This is a genomic window from Paenibacillus sp. FSL H8-0104 (assembly GCF_038050215.1).
Lineage (GTDB): Bacteria > Bacillota > Bacilli > Paenibacillales > Paenibacillaceae > Paenibacillus > Paenibacillus amylolyticus.
This window is the reverse complement of record NZ_JBBOTC010000001.1, coordinates 1,459,311-1,478,979: the sequence shown is the minus strand read 5'-3', so window position 1 is coordinate 1,478,979 and position 19,669 is coordinate 1,459,311. Positions and strand designations below refer to the sequence as shown.

The following is a 19,669-nucleotide window of genomic DNA, read 5'->3' as shown; positions in this document are numbered from 1 at the left end:
AAACAGATTGCAACCCTAACATTTTAAAAATTGTGTTAATATTTTTTAACCTAAATGCAGTGGAAACTCCTTCTGTCGTCGTCTATAGTGTAAGATGACTCAGATAATACGTGTATATAATGAAGTTTAAGTTGTCTCATTGTATGATATATGGTGTAAATATTCATAGAAGAAACATGATTTTGTGCTTCAATGTATATTCATGTAGTAACGCATTCCATAGCTAGAATAAACAATGAAAATCTTCTTTTTGAATTAAAACTTATGAATAAAGGTGAACTCATGCGAAAACCAAGAGTGCTCTTATTATCGGAAGGTTTCGGTACCGGTCACACTCAGGCCGCTCATGCGCTGGCACATGGCATCAAAAAAGTCAGTCCACATGTTCACAGTCGTGTCATTGAACTAGGCAAATTTTTGAACCCAACGGTAGCTCCACTAATTTTCTCTGCATATCGAAAGACACTATCGGTTCAACCCAAACTGGTCAGCCTGTTGTACCGCACACAGTACAATAAATCATTAAATGGTTTTACCAAGCTGGCGTTGCACCGAATTTTCTATACACAGACGGCACAGGTCGTATCCCAACTGAAACCCGATGCGGTGATCTGTACCCATCCTTTTCCGAATGCTGTCATCTCCCGGCTCAAACGCCAGGGTCTGAATATCCCGCTCTATACGGTTGTGACGGATTATGACGTGCACGGAACATGGATTAATCCGGAAGTGAACAAATATCTGGTCTCTACCCCTCAGGTCAAAGCATTGCTTGAGATCCGGGGTGTCGATCCCTCCCATATTCAGATCACGGGAATCCCTGTGCATCCAGACTTCTGGGAAGCAGGAGATAAGGTGAAGCTACGGGAAGAGATGGGGCTTCAGAACATGCCTACAGCGCTACTTATGGGTGGCGGATGGGGACTTTCGTTTGATGAGGATCATATGAAAGCTCTCACGTCTTGGGCAGATCGTGTTCAATTGATCTTCTGTCTAGGAAGCAATGAAAAAATGATCGCAAAAATGAAGGAAATGCCTTGCTTCCAGCATCCGAATATTCGTATTCTGGGATACACACGGGAAGTAAGCAAACTGATGGATGTATCCGATGTGCTGATTACGAAGCCAGGTGGCATGACCTGCACTGAAGCGCTGGCCAAGGGTCTACCGATGTTGTTTATTCCCCCGATTGCAGGTCAAGAGGAAGAGAACTGTGAATACTTTGTACAAGCCGGATACGGCCAGGTCATTCACTCTGCGGACGTGATCACCAATCGTTTCAGACAACTAGTGGAGCAGGCATCTACTCAAACTGAAAGCCCGCTGAACGTAGCGCATATTTCTGGTAACCATTCGGTCTATGATCCGAAGTGCTGTGCTCAAGCTGTTCATGACTTATTGTTTCCGACGACAGCCGAAGTCACAACAACCTCCCTGGAGCGCTTCACAGCCGGAATTACTGCCACGTCCTTGTCAGGTACCAGAATACCATTCTGACGCCTCTATGGACCTATAGAACAGCTCTGACGAGGTGTTATTGGGGACAAGACAATTGCCCACGATATACAAAGAAGGTTCCCTTCCGAATTTTTGGAAGGGAACCTTCTTTTATTTTCACTCATTCCACCGTATGATTTGGCAGAAAAAAGGGTAATTTAGAGTATATCGATATTTTTAAATAACGAAATAAAACTACGATTCAGGCTTTTTCAAGGGCGGTGTGATGCACACACAGTTAACTACCCTGCCTGTTTGCAGAATTTACGGGTCAATTACTTGTAAAAAGTATGATGACCGATCGTTTTTACTTTTTTCTGCGAGCGAGCAACTGTCAGATCGTCAGCAAGCGTCAATGATAAGAAATAATACGTATCATCGGCAACTTCCTTCTTCCCGTTCAACGCAGCATTCACTGCTTTGATGCTGTCCTCGTTGGGAACCACACGTTTCATACGTCCGTTCGCTACAGGACTAAACTGGGATTTCTGATAGATGACCTTGTAAATGGTATCGGGAAAATTGGCTGACCGCAGCCGGTTTAAGACAACATTGGCAACTGCCACTTTGCCTTCGTACGGTTCACCTTCCGCTTCTGCCATGACGATTTTTTGCAGCAGATGCAGTTCTTTATCGGACACACTGTATGACCAGGTTGCAAGTTTCGACTCTTCCTGGTTCAGAAGTTTGGTCCGTGTAAAGTATAGTTTTTTGGGGGGAGTTGTTACAGCAGCGACTTCTTTGGCACGTTTCACTTTGGCCAATTTCAGTGCAGCTTCTTTTTTGGCTTTGGCCGCAGCTACCGCTCTAGCTTTGTTCTTGGCCTTGGCTTCTTGCAATTCCTGCTCTTCTTGAGCAGTCGTAAGCCAGTTCTTCGCTGGCAGAGATTCAGTCCACGCTACAGTTTGGGCAGACAGATTAGAGGACAGACTTGTCCCATCTTCCATCATGCGCCTCTCTTCTTGCGTAGATGTTTGGTTATTTTGCCCAGAAGCCGCAAGTTCGGTCATCTGTTTACTATCACTAGCTTCATTCCACTTCCCCGTCGCCTGAACGACATTTACCCCCACTATACATACAAGCAGCACTGATAACATCGGTGCTACCCAACGATTTTTGCTTATAATGTTCATTCGAAGATTCCTCCTGTCGAAACAATTCCCTTAACTAAGTAACCCAAAAAAAAGAATTTGAATAACGATGGCTAATATTACATAGGGATAAACGTTATGTCAATGTGATTTTATGGCATAAAAATGATTATCAGGAAAAAGTGAACGTATCCACGACCTCATACATTGGCGATTGTCCCAGCCTTGTCACATAAAGTTCAATGTCCTCCACCATCCATGAATTAACACCTGTGGAATGTTCCGGAAGAACTCCAGATATCCCTTTATTTTCATTACCTGGAAGCTGTCCCAGATATTTTCTGGCAATGGTAATGTGGGGAGCATAAGGTCTTAATTCAGCTTCATACCCCAGGGGCGAAGTCGCCTGCACGATTTGTTTTTGCAATGAAAACAAGTGCTCTATCTCTCCGCTAACACCTTTCCAAAGTACCTTAGGTGCTTCTTCAAGTCCAAATGTGCCCCAGTCGGAAAGCTGAAGTTCAAACGGCTGAAATCCGCTTGCTGCTGAGCGCAGTGCTTTTCGCAGGTGCCCGATGTCACTAACTAATGTATCCCCCAGAAATTGCAAGGTTATATGATAATCTCTATGATCTGTCCATTTACGAAAATCTAGCTTGTTCTGTACAAGCCTCGCATCCATCTGAAGAGACTGCTGAACAGCAACAGGAAGACGAATGGCTACAAACAATCTTTCCCGTCGGGATGAATGATCCTGATGTGATTGGTTATTCATTGCCTACACCTCTCTAAAGTTCGCTCTATTATTTCATAACTATACATATCGTTTCAAGTTGGGTAAGTATAGAGTGACACAAATATAACCATTTGCAAATAAGGCTAGATTCCTGCATTTCCCACCTTAATGCACATCCAACACCAAATCTGATACACTTTAATCATCAAACTCATCAAACTATTTATCTCAGGAGGACCACACATTATGGGTAAAATTGTATGTTTTCCATCTCTATCCGAAGAACAGCAACAACGCATTCAGAATGCTGCACCGGGATACACCCTGAAATTCGGAAAAGCCAAGGAATTGGACCCCGCTGAGTTGAAAGAAGCTGAGATTATTCTCGGCTGGTCCCCACTCGTCACAGAACATGCATTGAAACAGGACAGCCTGTTGAAATGGGTTCAGGTCTGGTCTGCTGGTGTGGACAATCTCCCCTTCGCAGATTTGCAACAAAAGAACGTTCAGGTCACCAGTGCAAATGGAGTTCACGCGATTCCAATCACCGAAATTATTCTGGGCATGATGTTATCCCATAGTCGCTGGCTGAGACAAGCTATGCTGCATCAACAGCAGGCCGAATGGAAAGCTCCTGCCAAACCACTGCCGGAACTGCATGGCAAAACAGCGGTCATCGTTGGTGTAGGTGAGATCGGTACGGAAACAGCCCGTATTCTTAAAGCACTCGGCATGCGCACGATCGGAGTTCGCCGCTCAGGTAAGGATGTCCCCAATGTGGACCAAATGTACGACATGACCGGTTTACATGAAGCCTTGAGCCAGGGCGATTATGTAATTAACATTTTACCGCTAACTGATGAAACCAAACATATATATGATCAAACTGCATTTGAGCAGTTCCGATCCGGTGCCTGCTTTGTCAATGTAGGCCGTGGCCCCAGTGTGAAAACGGAAGCCTTGCTGAATGCACTCCAAAACGGCCAAGTTGCCTTCGCCGCACTCGATGTGTTCGAAGAAGAACCTCTTCCTGCAGACCACCCGCTATGGGGCATGGAGAACGTGTTAATTACGCCTCATATCGCAGGAAGTACAGAGCAATACGCGGATCGAGCAGTCGATATTTTCGTCAAAAATCTGGAAGCTTACGTCGCTGGCGATACCCTGCCAGTGAACCTTGTGGATTATAGTCATAAATATTAACACAAACACCCGTTCCCATGCAATATTGTGCAAATTAGATCAACGATATCAATTGAAATGTACACAGTAAAAAACTCTACCTCTGGAAATTTCCTCAGAGGTAGAGTTTTTGTTTTTTCACGCTTACATACACAGCCAAATATGACGTATAAACGTGCCTTTGTGTACTGTTCGGTACTCTTTTACAGTCCATCCCGCTTCCAACAAGTGCTCTTCTACCCACTCTGTGGAAACAATCACCGCCCGTTTTGCCAATCTGCGCAAACTCTCCAGCATGGCTCGTTGCTCAGCATCCGGAAGTACAGAGCAGAGATTATAGGGCATGTCCAGAATTGCCGCATCATACAAATCTTGCAGTTCATTCATATCCCCCAGTGTGATTCGATCTGAATCATATCCATAATGCGGCAGATTGATTCGCGCACCTCGGACAGCCAGCGGATTGAGATCGTTACCTTTTGCATCAATTCCCATGGATAAAGCCTCAATCACAACCGTTCCCATACCACAGCATGGATCAAGCAACCGATGGTTTTCTACTCTCGGAACAGCAATGTTAACCAGCGCTCTCGCAAGCGTGATGCCAAATCCAGTTGAGTAATTTTGCGGCTTCTGCCGATGAATCTGCCATGATCGATCCGCTTCTGTCCACTGGCCCAAGATCCATTTTTCTCCTGTTCGGATTAGGCCGAAAGTCACCTTAGGTTGTTTCATCTGTGCCTTGCCTTTAATGCACATGCCAACTTCTTTTTCCAGTTGACGAGACTGTGCATAATCAGGGGCTTGATCCCCTTCTTTTAGACAAACTACCTTGAATGTCTCATCTGGCAACAGGTGAATATTTTTGGCAAGAGGAAGCAGATCCATCACAGTCTCCCCTTCGCCGATCACGTCTAGTCTGCCGTGGATAAAAGGACTGCGTCCAGGTGGAATACATCGTTCAGACCACACATACGACCCCATATCCATACGGATCTCCGAACTCGGTTCAAGCAGCGTAGTCAGCTCCAGCATGCATAATCCTTGCTCGTTCTCGTGGCAAGCAAAGGTGTAGAGGTGTTTCCCAGAAGTAGCGTACATACCAAGTGTTTCTTCAGGCAAAATTCCCCTCTCCTTCCTTCATTAATCATGTTTCTTCTATATAAATAGTAAGCTCATTGAAGACATATCAAATACGACTCATACGTTTGCTTCAGGTAGTCATTGTATACAATGTTAGGCTCCTAGACAACTATCCATTTCCTTGCACGTATCTATTTGGACAGAAAAAAATAAGGTGTTCCCATTGTTGAGGAACGCCTTACTTTATTTTGAGATTATAACATTGGAAATCTAATCGTCCTTGCCAGTAAACGTTATAGGCCAACAGCTCATATATCATACTGATTTCTCACCATTAGCCGCCTGCATGATTCCAGCTTCTTCTATTATAAGAAGAAGGTTATATTTTTAATTTTTCAATGGATGTAAGCAAATCTTCCGATAATTCTTTCAGACTTTGAATGTTGCCGCTAATCGTCTCCATGGAACTTACTTGCTCTTCCGCCGATGCAGAAACTTCTTCCACACTCGCTGCCGATTGTTCCGAAACAGCGGAAATCTGCTGACTAAAATCATTCATTCGTCCGCTTGCTTCCTGCATGCCTGCGAGACCATCTGTCATAGTGCCGATGACACCAACCATGCCTTCCACCGATTCGTTAATTGTACGGAAGAGTTGACCTGAAGTAAGCACATGTTCCTGACCCAGTTCGGTCTCCTGAACGTTCGTACGTAATTCCGCAACCACCCCTTGTGACTCCTGCTGAATATCCTCGGTAATCGCCGTGATCTCTTCAACCGAAGTCTGCACAGCCTCAGATAACTTCCGCACTTCTGATGCCACTACAGCGAACCCGCGTCCACTCTCTCCCGCGCGTGCTGCCTCAATGGAGGCATTTAATGCCAGCAGATTGGTTTGGCGTGCAATGTCATGAATGACTTGAACCAGCTTGGAAATATCTTCATTTTTACGATTCAACCGTTCCATCTTGTTCATGGAAGCAGAGACCGAACCGGAAATCTGTTGCATCTGCTGCACGGATTGTTCCATCACCTTGCGACCATTCAAGCCTTGCTCCAGTACAAGATCCGACATGACGCGTAGCTGGCTACCTTGTTCCGTATGATTCTGAATGTGATCATTCAACACTTCAACCGTACGGGCTGATTCCACGGCTGTCTCTGCCTGGCTCTCAGCGGCCTTGGCTGACTCTTCCATGGTCACAGCAATCTGGCGACTACCAATCTTAACCTCTTCTGAGGATATTGCCAGTTCCCCACTTTGTAGATTAACAGCTTCCGCAATTCTTCTGACGCTCAGAACCATGGAAGTCAGGTTACCTTTCATGTCATTCACTGCTTTGGCCAGAACACCAACTTCATCCTCATGTTTGGTATGTATGTCCTGAACATTCAATTGGCCTTCTGCAATCAGTTTCACCGCACTAATGACACGTAGCAGTGGTTTCACGACCTGTGAACGAATAATCGGAATGCTGATCGCTGTAATGGCAATCATGACAAGAACACCAATTATGATGATTAATCTACCATCTTGCACTGATCTGATCGTTTGGGCTGCCGCAAGATTGGATTGTTCCTGATTGTATTCCACAAGATAATCAAGATCGACTTGCATGGTGTCAAAGGAATCAGCACCTTTATCAGCTACTTCCTTCGCCAGCTGTGTCTGACCCTCATCACTCAGCTTGATCGATTGCGTATTAATCTTGAGATACGCTTCCCATTTGTTCTTGAACGCATTCCAGTGTTCGAGCTCTTCCGCAGACTTCTCCTGCTGATCATAGATTTTAATCGCCTGCGTCGTTTCACGAATATACTTGGTACGCTCTTCTGACAAAAATGCCTTGTCTGTTTCATCCGCGTCAAAGTGACGATAACTCAGCGACAGGACATGCTCTGTGGTATAATTTAACCGGTTAATTTGCTGGATTGATGGCATCCAATTGTTCGTAATTTCATTCGTGTTGGTTTCAATTGAATTCATCCGGGTGACAATCGTGACACTCAAAATAATTAAACAGAGGATTAACAAGTAGAACGCGATGCTGATACGCAGACCGATACTCTTGATCTTGAATCTGCTGAACATATGATTTCCCCCTTGACCTCTTCGGTCATCCCGAATTCAGGTGCTTATGTCATTGTTTTCCCCTTCTTTTGACCTCTTGTCAAAAGAACTTCTCTATATTATATCGATAGGAAATATCGATAGGAAAATAGACGTAAAGTATTATAACATTATTTTGTCATTAAGATGCTTGGTTTTGTAAAAAATTGTTGAATCTTGACAAAGTCCAAACCGAAGAGCTGCAGCATACGGTAAAGTCCCGATCTGCAGCTCTTCGGTTTGTTCGGATTTCAACGGCTAACATCATAAAATGATCAGCCTAGTTCAGTATTGCCGTCTTATGCTCAGCCAGCAATCGATATGAATCCAACCTGCGCTCATAATCTGGTCCTGCCGTAATCAGAAGCAACCTTTCCGTATCCAGCCTTCGACTCACCTCTTTTAATCGAGCCCATACCTGCTCAGGCGTACCTGCATAGTGCCGTACCGATTCATTTTGATCACTAACGGCTTCATCATTTGTATTAGAGACCGCGGTACCACTTGAATTCGGCTCAGTTGAATGTTCTTTCCCATCCAGCTTGCGCCTCTCCGCCATGTCACGACTCCAGTCCAAAGCATCCGTCTCTGACTTGGCACACAATACGCTCACTGCCACCATAACCTCAGGCTCCTTCATCGTTGCACTAGGCATAAATCCTTCTCGGTATCGCCTTACAGCCTCTGTACCATCGGCATCACTCATGAATTGGCCAAAGACATATCCCATGCCAAACCGTGCCGCAAATTCTGCACTCTTCACGTTAGTTCCCAGCATCCAGAGTGATAACGGAAGCTTGGGAATCGGACGAGCTGTCACGGGATGATCCTCGTACATGTAGCGGTCTTCGAGCAGTTCTGTGAGTGCTGCGAGTGATTCAGGCAGCTTGGACACATGCTGCAAGTAATTGCCACTGAGTGCCATCGTGGCATGAGGTCCACCGCCAGGAGCACGTCCGAGCCCAAGCTCGATGCGCCCCGGATAGAGCGCAGCCAGCAGGCGGAACGACTCCGCAACCTTGAGTGGGCTATAATGCGGCAACAAGACCGCACCAGAGCCAAGTTGGATCGTTGTTGTCCTTGCTCCGATGTGCGATAACAGTACTTCGGGAGAGGCCGATGCCAGTTCAGCCATATCATGATGCTCTGACGTCCAGTATCGGGCGTATCCCCAAGCCTCGGCATGTTGCGCAAGTGTCACCGATTGTTGAAGTGCCTGTTCCGCTGTGGCATCGTTTAACCTTGGCACAAGGTCAAGTACGCCCAGACTGAACGTCTCACTCATTCGCTTAGCCACGCGTCCCATCTCCCTTTATATCGGTTAATTTTAATCCAGATCGTAGATCGAACCCACCTTCAGACCGTAGAGTTCATTATATATTTTCTCGGCAAATGCATCCGTCATTCCTGCGATATAATCGATCACCATGTGTTCCCAAGTCCAGATCGGCTGGGCTTTGGCTTGATCCTTCTCATATCGCTGCAGCCAGTCGGATGGAATAATGGATTTGGACGTTTCCGGATCGAGGAATGCATCCCATAATCGCTTAATCATCCACTCACTGCGCTTCTGTAGCCGCTGCACACGCAGGTCACGAATCATGGTTACCCAGGCAAAACTCTTGAGCACACTCACCGTACGCAGCATATCGAGGTCTTCAGCCCCTTCACGGACAAAAGTTACCTTCTTCCAGTCGCCGTCGTCAATAACGCCCAGGCTGCCTACAAAAAAGCTCACCCAGTAGGCCTTCACCTCACGACGGGTACGCGAGTAATCATGCTCGCAGAACGGCATCTTCTCATTCCAGATGCGCAGGAACGAAGCGAGGACCTCTTCTACCTTTTGCCCAATCGCTTCTCGGGTCCATCCGTTCCAGAACAGATCCTCCAGCGTTGTAATCTTATCCACAATCAGTCGATTCACATGCGGATCTTGCAGGAAATGCTCATGTACTTCAATTTTTCCTGCTTTGATGCCATCCTCCAGGTCATGTGAGGAGTACGCAATATCGTCGCAAAGGTCCATCAGCTGTGCTTCCAGCGTCTTCTTGCCTGCCGGCACGTTCCAGCGATCACGGATCTCCCGAATATATTGCCACTCATGATGATACATGCCTTTTTTACTCTCTGTCCCAGGGTATGGATACTTGTTTATCCCTAGTAATACCGCATCAGACAGATTCAGTCCGTCGATATCTTCACGTTTCTCCAAGTGCATAATGAGACGGAAGTTGTGCGCATTGCCTTCAAAATGCTCGTATTTCCGTTTTAACTCGGCACGGACTTCGGACTCGACCTTGGGAACTTTGGCGCTGCGGCTTTTTTTCATGATTTTCTTAGCCTCGGTGTTAATGAGGTCATCCAGAATACCATCCAATACTTCTTCACCTTTATGTCCAAACGGTGGGTGACCGAAGTCATGTGCGATTGCAGCGCACTCCACCACTTCTGAATCAATAATAAGGCCGGGGTTATCCGCGCGGTCCCAGTCTACCTCGGGAAAACGGCGAATCAAACTTCGGGCAGCCTCTCGTGCAATCTGTGCCACCTCCAGTGAATGGGTCAAGCGAGTACGATAATAATCACCCGTTCCTGCGCCAAACACCTGCGATTTGCCCTGTAACCGACGGAAGGTCGGTGAATGAATGAGTCTCGAATAGTCTCGTTCATACGCTGCACGAGATCCATCCAATTTGGTTAATTCAGGATATTGTCTATGTTCTCTCAGATCGTTCCATTGCATGGGGATCACTCCTAGCCGACTGTCTCTATTTTGAGTGATTATACACAACATCTGTGGTTTCGAAAAGTAAAACCTGTCTGCGATTGTCATCTCTTCTTACATCAACTTGTGATGAACAGTCATCTTCTCTTATTATACCCTGCCAGACTATCATCCGTGCATCTAAATGACAATGATTCATATTGAACTCACACTATCGTGACTTATGACAAAAAAAGTGACTTATACAGTTTGCGTGGCCGTTCCGGTGACGGATCGTTCTTATGATCGCTGTTGTCTCCAGGTTTTCTGAATTCCCTTTATTAAGGGAAAAACCCGGAGACAAAGGCGAGCGCTTCGCTTCTTCAGAATCGATTCCGTCCCCTTCACTACTTTTGCTGTTTGATTCACTCCCAAAGTCATTACATTCCCTATTCTCTATAAAGGGAGAATTCTTCAAAACTTTGAAAGGCTAAAGAATTTCATTACGATGTTCATCGATCGCTGCAATGATGGTCTGCCTCCCCCACTCCTACCCGTTGTGGGTAAAAAACAAAAACCAGCTAATGTTTGTCAAGCATTTCTGGTTGGATGAGTTCTCTTTTCGTGGTATACTTTTTCCGACCAACACGAATAACCTCCACGGGTATGGAGGTTTTGGTTAAATATGGATTACACTTGGTAGGGCTTGCCCTCGTTTCTTTTTTTCTCGTAGTACGAACGGATTCTTGCATTCGCATTCTTTCGCATTCCACATTGCACCGCTAAATATAGTGAACGTCTGAGCCTTTTAGAGCCTCGTTTCGTAATTCGTGTACTTGTCGCTGTGAACTTTCCTGAACTGAAAATCCCTGGGTCAAGGCCCGCAAACGCTACAAGTTGCTTCGCATCACTAAACTGTTTCACATCACCTAGTTCAGCTACAATGGCTGCGGCCAGTTTCGTTCCAATTCCCGGGATACTTCTCACCAGTCCGACTTCAGGCAGATTTTCTGCAAGTTCCTCCATTTGTTTTTCGAGTTCCTCCAGTTGCCGAATCATCGTCAACAATAAAGAGACCATTCCGAGCAGTGCCTTGCTTTGAGCGGGGCTACGCCGAATTTCTCTCCATTCATCCAGTACTTCCTCCAGTTTTCTCGCTTTTTCATTGGTCCATCGCTTGGAATGGGATCGTCCCGAATTACCCTGAATGACTTCATTCCAATTCGTCACACTTCCCTCCAAACAATGAGACAGCACCGTCAATGATGTTGTTGAAAACACATTGTAAAATATCTGCTCATACGTCGGAAAAACTTGCTCCAGCAAGGCTCTGCTGTTCAGCTTCGCCTGCACAAAGATTCCCGTGACAAACTCATGCTGCCGAGTCAAATGCTGTAGCTCTGTAAACGTCTCATCCCAATTTCGATGCGGCTTCACGTCGCCGCGATAGTACATCTCTGCCAGATGCCAAGCATCTGCAGCATCTGTTTTAACTTTGCGTAACTGCGTTCCCTTCGCTCGCTTGGATTGCAAGGGATTCACAATGTAGTAGGTGTAGCCACTCCGATTCAGACAGGACACCAAGGCACGATGGTAATGCCCAGTCGCCTCCAAAACAACCACTGGAGCAACACCCGTTTCGGCTTGAAGGGCCCCTAACATCTCCGTGAATTGTTCGAATCCACTCGCAACATGCTCAATGACGATAGCTTTACCAACGGGCTCATTTCGTTTTTGAAACGCCTGTATCACACTTGAACCTTTAGCGACATCTACACCAACAACAGGTTCCATGCCCTCACTCCTTATCTTTCGTTTCGCCGGTCCTTTCCACGATGGTTCCAAACCCATAGCTTCGCTTGTTATACGGGGTCAACTGCCCCTACCAGCCCAAACATGGTCTTTTGGAGGTCGTGGGAGAACTGTTTTTGTTACGAGGTCCTAGCCCCTAAAACCGCCACGTTCTCCCGGCTTCCCCCATCGTAAAACGACCACAAAAAAAGGCCAACCAGTAATTACTGGCTAACCTGACAATACGAAAAACCGACAGGACTGAAACGCCCTGTCGGGGTGGAGATGGTGGGTGTAACGGTATTACACCATAACCTTACAGATATCGTTGGTGAACTCTACTGGATCTTGAATTGGCAGTCCCTCAATTAGCAATGCCTGATGGTACAGCAGGCTAGTGTAGAGGTTCAGTTTTTCCTGATCCTGCGCGAAAGCGTCTTTCAACGATTTGAAGACATCGTGATTTACGTTGATTTCGAGCACTTTGTCTGCTTGTACGTTTTCGCTGTTCGGCATAGCTTTCAGGATTTTCTCCATTTCAATCGTCAATTCACCTTCGGTGGACAAACATACCGGGTGACTTCTGAGACGTTTGGAAGCTTTAACGGCTTTGACTTTACCCGCTAATTGAGCTTGCATCGCTTCAAACAACTCTTTGTTGTCGTTGTCTTGAGCGTCCGTTTCTTCTTTGTCTGCGCTATCTTCGATACCCAGGTCACCACTGGAGATGGATTTGAATTCTTTCTCCTTGTAGTTCGTGATCATCTTGATTGCGAACTCGTCGATGTCATCAGTAAAGTACAATACTTCGTACCCTTTCTCAAGAACACCCTCGATCTGTGGCAGCTTCTCAATACGGCTAATGGACTCACCAGATGCATAGTAGATGTACTTCTGATCTTCCGGCATTCTGGAGACGTATTCGTCCAGGCTCACGAGTTTGCTCTCTTTGGAAGACGTGAACAACAGCAGATCCTGCAAAGTATCCTTGTTCACACCATAGTCGCTGTATACACCATATTTCAATTGACGACCAAACGCTTGGTAGAACTTCTCGTAGTTCTCTCGCTCGTCCTTCAATAGGCTTTGCAGTTGGCTCTTGATTTTGTTCTTAATGTTCTTCGCGATCAGGCTAAGCTGACGGTCATGTTGCAACATCTCACGGGAAATGTTCAGAGACAGGTCTTCCGAATCCACCATACCTTTGACAAATCCAAAGTAATCCGGCAACAGATCCCCGCATTTATCCATGATCAATACACCGTTGGAGTATAACTCAAGGCCTTTTTCATACTCTTTCGTATAATAATCAAACGGCGTATTTTCCGGAATGAACAGGATTGCATTGTATACCACAGCGCCATCTGCGCTAATATGCAAGTGTTTAAGCGGTTTGTCAAAACCGTAGCGTTTTTCCATATAGAAGTTATTGTAGTCTTCTTCGGTCAGTTCGCTTTTATTTTTACGCCAGATCGGCACCATGCTGTTCACGGTTTGTTCTTCTTGGTATTCCTCGAACTCGTTCTCCGTGCCCTCTTTCGGACGTTGACCTGTTACATCCATCTTGATTGGGTAGCGAATGAAGTCGGAGTACTTCTTGATGATGGATCTCAGGCGGTACTCTTCCAAAAATTCATCATACGAATCTTCTTCGGTATTTTCTTTGATCGTCAGGACGATTTCCGTACCTACGGAATCTTTCTCTGCTGGTGTGATTGTGTAACCATCCGCGCCTTCGGACTCCCATTTCCAAGCCTCGTCGCTGCCCAGCGTTTTACTTGTTACGGTCAGCTTGTCCGCCACCATAAATGCCGAGTAGAAACCAACCCCGAATTGTCCAATGATGTTGTGGCCGTCTTTTGCTTCATTTTCTTTCTTGAACGCCAGGGAACCACTCTTCGCGATAACCCCCAGATTATTCTCTAGCTCTTCCTGCGTCATACCAATACCGGTATCTGTCAGTGTGAGCGTGCGGTTTTCTTTGTCAATCGTAAGCTTGATGAAGTAGTCCTCTTTGTTGAAAACGAGCGAATCGTCCGTAAGTGCTCTGTAATAAATTTTATCAATGGCGTCACTGGAGTTGGAGATCAATTCTCTCAAAAAGATTTCTCTTTGGGTGTAAATGGAGTTGATCATCATATCCAGCAAACGTTTGGATTCTGCCTGGAATTCTTTTTTAGCCATGAGTGGTTGGACTCCTTTCAAATTGGGATATCGAATGATTTGATTGAAAATAGAAAGTAACTGAGATAATCCTGCGGCCATTAGTAGACTCAAAAACCTTTGATCGCTCTAGTCCACAGATATTGTGATTCACTTCTAACTGGCTCATCGTAAAAATAAGTGCACGACGTTCTGCAATGTAGCCGTTCCGGTTACGAATCGTTTTTCGGATCGCTGTTATCCCCGTATTTCTTTGATTCCCTTTTTAAAAGGGAGAAATCCGGTGATAGCATATGCTTCCGTAGCAGCTTTCTTTCAGAAAGCTTTTAGGCGAACGCTCTGCTTCCTCCAAATCGATTTCGTCCCCTGAACTACTTTTGCATTTGATCAGCGACTGATTTTTTAGGATAGAGAATATCAATGAAGTGATATTTCTTAGACGTGGAATGCAGCTTCAAGTCTGTTGCATACCTTGGCTTCGCATGTTCTACTCAGGTTCAATATCTATTTTCAAAAACAGAATCATTCCATATGTAAGCTTATAGTAAAAACATCATCTGTTAGCACTCTGATGATCGGAGTGCTAAACCCTTCCTTTTATATAACATATGGGAAAATTGGGTGTCAATACGTAGGCGGTTATTTTAACTAAAAGATCGAATAACCCTTCAACTTTTGCACATCACCAATCATTTTACAGTAATCCCGCAGGTAAAACAAAAGCCGCCTCGAACCAAAGTTCGAACCGGCATGGGGAAAGATTTTATTGTCTCTGTGGATATAGCGGCTAGTATCAAAACATTCCCGTCTAATGTACCTTGGAGTATCCTCGGCCTTACTGTGTTGAGACTGATGTATGTTGTATGGGTACTTTGGTATGTTGGTTGTTGGTATCTTGGTATTGTGGTTGCTTGAATGTCTTGAGCAGTATGACAGTCACGCGCTAACGAATCTCAGAGACGTTAATTGGCCTTTTTAGGAGGATTTCGTAAGCTAATGAATCGCAATCACGCTATTTCTCGACTTTAGCCAAACTTTTGAGACTTTCGGCAGGTTTTTCACAAAATAGAGCGTCTGAGATTCGTTAGACTGGGAAATTGGCTGGAAATCGTAAAATAAGGTCTCCCGAGTTCGTTAGAGTTGAAGCAAAAGATGGCGTTACGGTTTGAGTTTGATAATTCTACTTTTTGGCCATTTTCGGATCAAGGGTGTCGCGCAGGCCATCGCCCATTAGGTTGAAGCCGAGAACGGTCAACATAATGGAAACTCCGGGGAAGATCAGTGTCCACGGTGCTTTTTGTATAAACTGACGGGAGTCCGACAGCATTTTCCCCCATTCCGGGTCGGGTGGTTGTGCACCCATGCCTAGAAATCCGAGTGCAGCAGCTTCGATGATCGCAGTCCCAATTCCAAGTGTACCCTGCACAATCAGCGGAGTAAGGCTGTTGGGCAAGATGTGGCGAAACAAGATTCGCCCATTGCCAGCTCCAAGTGTCCGTGCCGACGTAATGAATTCCTCCTGTCTCAAGCTGAGTACCCGTGAACGCACCAATCTTCCGTAGGTCGGGATGTTCACGATGGCGATGGCGAGCAGTGCATTTTGCAAAGACGGGCCCAATATCGCCACAATGGCGATGGCCAGCAAAATCCCCGGAAAGGCGAGCAAGATATCAAATAAACGCGAGATAAGCATGTCCGCCCATCTTCCATAAAATCCGGCAATGAGACCAAGCAGCGTACCCGCGATAATGGAACCAATGACGGAGAAAAAGCCCACCCACAAGGAAATACGCGCCCCATGCAGCACTCTGGAAAACACGTCACGCCCCAGATCATCAGTACCAAACCAATGCTCTGCCGAAGGGGCCTGAAGCCGATCCACCAGCACCTGTTCCTTGTAATCGTAAGGTGCGATGTATGGCGCAAGGAAGGCCAACAGGATAAAAAATACGATAATAATCAGACCTGCAAGCGCAAGCCGATTTCTCCGAAACGTTCTCCACGCTTCCCGCCATGGACCGGATGTGCTAGCCGACGCAGCGTCAATGGATGATCCGGTATTGGTCGATAATTTGGCCATGCGGTGTCTCCTTTCTTGGATATGAATATAACAAAAGATCAGCGCGTTCTATTACACTCAAGCACTGCAATCGCAGTACCATCTTCTGATCGCTGTTATCCCCAGATTATATTGATCCACCTATTTAAAGGTGAAAATCCGGTGATACATGCGCAGCCTATGCTTCCGATGTAGCTTTCTTTTAGAAAGCTTTTAGCTTCGCTTCTGCAGCTTGGTTCTTTATGGAGTCCCTATTTATAACTAATACGAGGATCAAACACGGCATAGAGCAAATCTACAATCAGATTGATCACCACGAAAAAGAACGCCACGATCAGAATGCCACTCTGGATCACCGGATAGTCCCGCGAACTAATCGCTTCATATATATAACGTCCCACGCCCGGCCAGGCAAAGATCGTTTCGGTCAACACCGCACCTCCGAGCAATGACCCAGTCTGGATGCCGATAACCGTGAGGACGGGAATAAACGCATTTTTGAGCGCATGTCCATATACGACAAAAAACGGACCCAGTCCCTTCGCCTTTGCTGTACGAATGTAATCGGAACTCATCACTTCCAGCATGCTGGAACGGGTCATCCGGGCAATAACAGCCATTGGAATCGTTCCCAGTGCAACACTTGGCAGAATAAAATGTTTCGTTACAGTCCACAACTGATTCCATTGTCCAGCAATCATCGTATCCAGCACATACAAGCCCGTAATGGCTTCCACCGGATCACGCGCATTCATGCGTCCAATGGATGGCAGCCACTGCAACTTGTTCGCGAACAACCATTGTTCCATCAGACCGAGCCAGAAGATCGGCATGGATACACCCACCAAAGCAATGACCATACAGCAATAATCAAACCAGGAGTTGTGCTTCCATGCACTGACAATCCCGGCATTCACCCCAATAATGACAGCAAACAACATACTTGCCATCGTTAATTCAAGGGTTGCTGTCAGATAAGGCACAATTTCCTGGGCAATAGGCACCTTGGTGCGGATGGATGTTCCAAGGTCACCTTTGAGCAAATCGCCCAAGTAGGCGAAATATTGCTGGAACCAAGGTTTATCCAGACCGAGCTGGTCACGAAGGGCCTGCTTGGATTGTTCGGTTGCTTTTTGCCCAAGTATGGTCTCAGCCGGGTCACCCGGAATGGCGTGGATGATGGAAAAGACAATCAGAGTCATGCCCAGCAGTACGGGCAGCAACACAAGCACACGTTTGACAATATAGCTGTTCAATCCTGTTCACCTGCCTTCGACATATCGTGCAAAAATAAAAAGCGCCGGCAGAAACGCATGCTTTGGATAGTTACGTCCGGATGTGGGTTCTGCCAAGCATTTCGTCTAACCAGCGCTTTGTAAGAAAGAATTAAAACGTAATCACTCCGAACTGTAGTGCCATCTTCAGATCGCAGTTATCCTGAAATGGATAAGTTCAGCTTACAGCTTACTCGAAATAAGCACCGGCATAGGATTCGGTGCCCAGTGGAGAAGGAACGAAACCTTTCAGGTTTGCTTTACCCGCCAGAATTGGCGTCGTGTGTACCAGAGGAATCCACGGTGCGTCTTCCTTGATAATTGCCTGCGCTTGTTTGTAAAGCTCCGCACGTTTCTCCTGATCTGTTTCTTTCTGCGCATCCGTCAGCAACACATGCAACTCTTCGTTTACATAATAACTGCGGTTGTTGCTTGGAATGGCATCTTTATCCAGCAGTGTATACAGGAAGTTATCTGGGTCACCATTGTCACCTGTCCAGCCGAGCATGTAAATGTCGTCCTTCTCCCCGGCCTTTGTATCTTCGAGATACGTTGCCCACTCCGGTGATTCGATGGTGACGGTCACTCCGATTTTCTCAAAATCGGCCTGGATCGCCTCGGCCACCTTTTTGCCATCAGGCATATACGGGCGGGATACCGGCATTGCATAGAAGGTTACTGGATCAGGCAATCCGTCAGGGAAGCCAGCTTCGGCCAGTAAAGCTTTTGCTTTTTCCAGATCATATGGGTAATCCTCAATGGTATCGTTGTATCCCCACAGCGTTGGCGGCATCGGGTTCACAGCAGGTTCAGCTTGCCCAGCAAAGAACGCATCAATAAGGGCCTGCTTGTTCACCGCATGATTAAGGGCTTGTCTGACTTTCACATTATCAAATGGTTTCTTCTTAAAGTTAAAGCCGATATACGCCACGTTGAACGGTGGACGCTCGATCTTCTGTAACTCGCTGTTGCCCTCAAGAATGGACAGATCGTCCGGGTTCAGGTCTTCCATGACATCAATCTCGCCGTTTTGCAGGGCATTGAAGCGAGCGGTATTATCCGGAATGGAACGCACGATCACTTTGTTCAGCTTTGGCAGTCCTTCTTTCCAGTAATCCGCGTTTTTCTCCAGGGTGATGGAGTCGTTACGCTTCCACTCTTTGAATACAAATGGGCCGGTGCCCACAGGCTCGCTCTTGAAGTTTTCTTTTTTCTCCTGAATCGCGGTTGGGCTGGCAATGCCAAATGGCGTCATCGCAATATTTTGCAGGAAAGGGGCTTGTGGCTGGTTCAATGTGAACTCCACCGTAGTTTCGTCCGTCGCCTTCACTTCCTTGATCACACGTCCGTCCTCTGGACCAAACATGGAGTCGTAATAATCGAAGGAATCGCCCTCGAATTTATATTCACTCGCCGGATCACCCCAGCGGTTGAAGTTGAACACAACAGCCTCTGCGTTGAAGTCAGTTCCATCATGGAATTTCACACCGGACTTCAGCTTAAAGACATACTTGAGTCCATCTGCCGAAATCTCCCAGCTCTCCGCTAGCCCAGGAATGACCTCTGTTCCGCCTTCCTTGTAGTCCAGCAACGAATCAAACACCTGATGCCCAATCTTCAGCGACTCCCCATCTGTTACAATCGCCGGGTCGAGTGCTACGGAATCCCCACCACGGCCCATAATCATCGTATCCTGTGCTACCGTTTCGGTTGGAGGGTCGGTTCCTTCCGCCGGAGCAGGAGTAGACTCTCCACTCTCGTTACTGGAACAACCGGACAACACCAATACGGTACTCAAGGCCATGGTTAGAACACCGGACATCCATTTTTTTCTCATTCGCATACGTACAACACCCTTCCCTGTCTCATAATGTGTGTGATGCTGGCATGAAAGATCTCTAATGTTGGCAATTGGTTTGGTGCTATGTATCATATAAAAGGCTTTAGATGCCTGCGATACCTGAATTAATGTTCTGGGA

Annotated in this window: 13 protein-coding genes; 2 read left to right on the top strand and 11 right to left on the bottom strand. The window is 46.3% G+C overall.

Annotated elements, in window-relative coordinates:
- The first annotated feature begins 282 nt into the window (after positions 1 to 282).
- Positions 283 to 1,497: an MGDG synthase family glycosyltransferase gene (locus tag NST38_RS06545; protein WP_076251426.1), complete on the top strand. Its 1,215-nt coding sequence runs from the start codon at positions 283 to 285 to the stop codon at positions 1,495 to 1,497.
- Positions 1,498 to 1,772: 275 nt separating this feature from the next.
- Here the strand turns inward: NST38_RS06545 and NST38_RS06540 are convergent, their stop codons facing one another.
- Both NST38_RS06540 and thpR read right to left on the bottom strand, forming a co-directional pair.
- A complete protein-coding gene (locus tag NST38_RS06540) occupies positions 1,773 to 2,630 on the bottom strand; it encodes a cell wall hydrolase (protein WP_076251424.1) in 858 nt (285 codons plus the stop codon).
- A gap of 130 nt (positions 2,631 to 2,760) precedes the next feature.
- Positions 2,761 to 3,363 carry an RNA 2',3'-cyclic phosphodiesterase gene (gene thpR / locus NST38_RS06535; RefSeq protein ID WP_076251423.1) on the bottom strand — a complete coding sequence of 201 codons (603 nt, stop codon included), beginning with the start codon at positions 3,361 to 3,363 and terminating at the stop codon, positions 2,761 to 2,763.
- A gap of 207 nt (positions 3,364 to 3,570) precedes the next feature.
- Here thpR and NST38_RS06530 point away from each other — a divergent pair, with 207 nt between their 5' ends.
- Positions 3,571 to 4,527 (top strand): D-2-hydroxyacid dehydrogenase, encoded by a 957-nt coding sequence (locus NST38_RS06530; protein ID WP_076251421.1) that lies wholly within the window; start codon positions 3,571 to 3,573, stop codon positions 4,525 to 4,527.
- 123 nt (positions 4,528 to 4,650) lie between these two features.
- Here the strand turns inward: NST38_RS06530 and NST38_RS06525 are convergent, their stop codons facing one another.
- The 9 genes from NST38_RS06525 to NST38_RS06485 all read right to left on the bottom strand — a co-directional run bounded on the left by NST38_RS06525 (position 4,651) and on the right by NST38_RS06485 (position 19,527).
- Positions 4,651 to 5,628 (bottom strand): TRM11 family SAM-dependent methyltransferase, encoded by a 978-nt coding sequence (locus tag NST38_RS06525; protein ID WP_256720030.1) that lies wholly within the window; start codon positions 5,626 to 5,628, stop codon positions 4,651 to 4,653.
- 340 nt (positions 5,629 to 5,968) lie between these two features.
- Positions 5,969 to 7,681 carry a methyl-accepting chemotaxis protein gene (locus NST38_RS06520; RefSeq protein WP_076251419.1) on the bottom strand — a complete coding sequence of 571 codons (1,713 nt, stop codon included), beginning with the start codon at positions 7,679 to 7,681 and terminating at the stop codon, positions 5,969 to 5,971.
- A gap of 298 nt (positions 7,682 to 7,979) precedes the next feature.
- Positions 7,980 to 9,005: an MsnO8 family LLM class oxidoreductase gene (locus tag NST38_RS06515; protein ID WP_370511426.1), complete on the bottom strand. Its 1,026-nt coding sequence runs from the start codon at positions 9,003 to 9,005 to the stop codon at positions 7,980 to 7,982.
- Between the two features lie 21 nt (positions 9,006 to 9,026).
- Positions 9,027 to 10,442, bottom strand: a complete 1,416-nt coding sequence (locus NST38_RS06510) for a deoxyguanosinetriphosphate triphosphohydrolase family protein (protein ID WP_076209597.1) — start codon at positions 10,440 to 10,442, stop codon at positions 9,027 to 9,029.
- A gap of 651 nt (positions 10,443 to 11,093) precedes the next feature.
- On the bottom strand, positions 11,094 to 12,197 hold the full coding sequence (locus NST38_RS06505) for an IS110 family transposase (RefSeq protein ID WP_341343866.1): 1,104 nt from the start codon (positions 12,195 to 12,197) through the stop codon (positions 11,094 to 11,096).
- A gap of 300 nt (positions 12,198 to 12,497) precedes the next feature.
- Positions 12,498 to 14,378 carry a molecular chaperone HtpG gene (htpG, locus tag NST38_RS06500; RefSeq protein ID WP_074093900.1) on the bottom strand — a complete coding sequence of 627 codons (1,881 nt, stop codon included), beginning with the start codon at positions 14,376 to 14,378 and terminating at the stop codon, positions 12,498 to 12,500.
- Between the two features lie 1,159 nt (positions 14,379 to 15,537).
- Entirely contained in the window at positions 15,538 to 16,437 is a 900-nt protein-coding gene (nikC, locus tag NST38_RS06495; RefSeq protein WP_076251417.1) for a nickel transporter permease, read from the bottom strand.
- 230 nt (positions 16,438 to 16,667) lie between these two features.
- Complete coding sequence (locus NST38_RS06490; RefSeq protein WP_341343865.1) at positions 16,668 to 17,672, bottom strand: ABC transporter permease; 1,005 nt, start codon at positions 17,670 to 17,672, stop codon at positions 16,668 to 16,670.
- 208 nt (positions 17,673 to 17,880) lie between these two features.
- Positions 17,881 to 19,527: an ABC transporter substrate-binding protein gene (locus NST38_RS06485; protein ID WP_076251718.1), complete on the bottom strand. Its 1,647-nt coding sequence runs from the start codon at positions 19,525 to 19,527 to the stop codon at positions 17,881 to 17,883.
- Positions 19,528 to 19,669: the final 142 nt, after the last annotated feature.

Coding starts and splice junctions, on each gene's coding strand:
- NST38_RS06520 (WP_076251419.1), bottom strand. CDS start 7,681: ATGTTCAGCAGATTCAAGATCAAGAGTATCGGTCTGCGTATCAGCATC.
- NST38_RS06540 (WP_076251424.1), bottom strand. CDS start 2,630: ATGAACATTATAAGCAAAAATCGTTGGGTAGCACCGATGTTATCAGTG.
- thpR (WP_076251423.1), bottom strand. CDS start 3,363: ATGAATAACCAATCACATCAGGATCATTCATCCCGACGGGAAAGATTG.
- NST38_RS06510 (WP_076209597.1), bottom strand. CDS start 10,442: ATGCAATGGAACGATCTGAGAGAACATAGACAATATCCTGAATTAACC.
- nikC (WP_076251417.1), bottom strand. CDS start 16,437: ATGGCCAAATTATCGACCAATACCGGATCATCCATTGACGCTGCGTCG.
- NST38_RS06505 (WP_341343866.1), bottom strand. CDS start 12,197: ATGGAACCTGTTGTTGGTGTAGATGTCGCTAAAGGTTCAAGTGTGATA.
- NST38_RS06485 (WP_076251718.1), bottom strand. CDS start 19,527: ATGAGAAAAAAATGGATGTCCGGTGTTCTAACCATGGCCTTGAGTACC.
- NST38_RS06530 (WP_076251421.1), top strand. CDS start 3,571: ATGGGTAAAATTGTATGTTTTCCATCTCTATCCGAAGAACAGCAACAA.
- NST38_RS06545 (WP_076251426.1), top strand. CDS start 283: ATGCGAAAACCAAGAGTGCTCTTATTATCGGAAGGTTTCGGTACCGGT.
- NST38_RS06515 (WP_370511426.1), bottom strand. CDS start 9,005: ATGGGACGCGTGGCTAAGCGAATGAGTGAGACGTTCAGTCTGGGCGTA.
- htpG (WP_074093900.1), bottom strand. CDS start 14,378: ATGGCTAAAAAAGAATTCCAGGCAGAATCCAAACGTTTGCTGGATATG.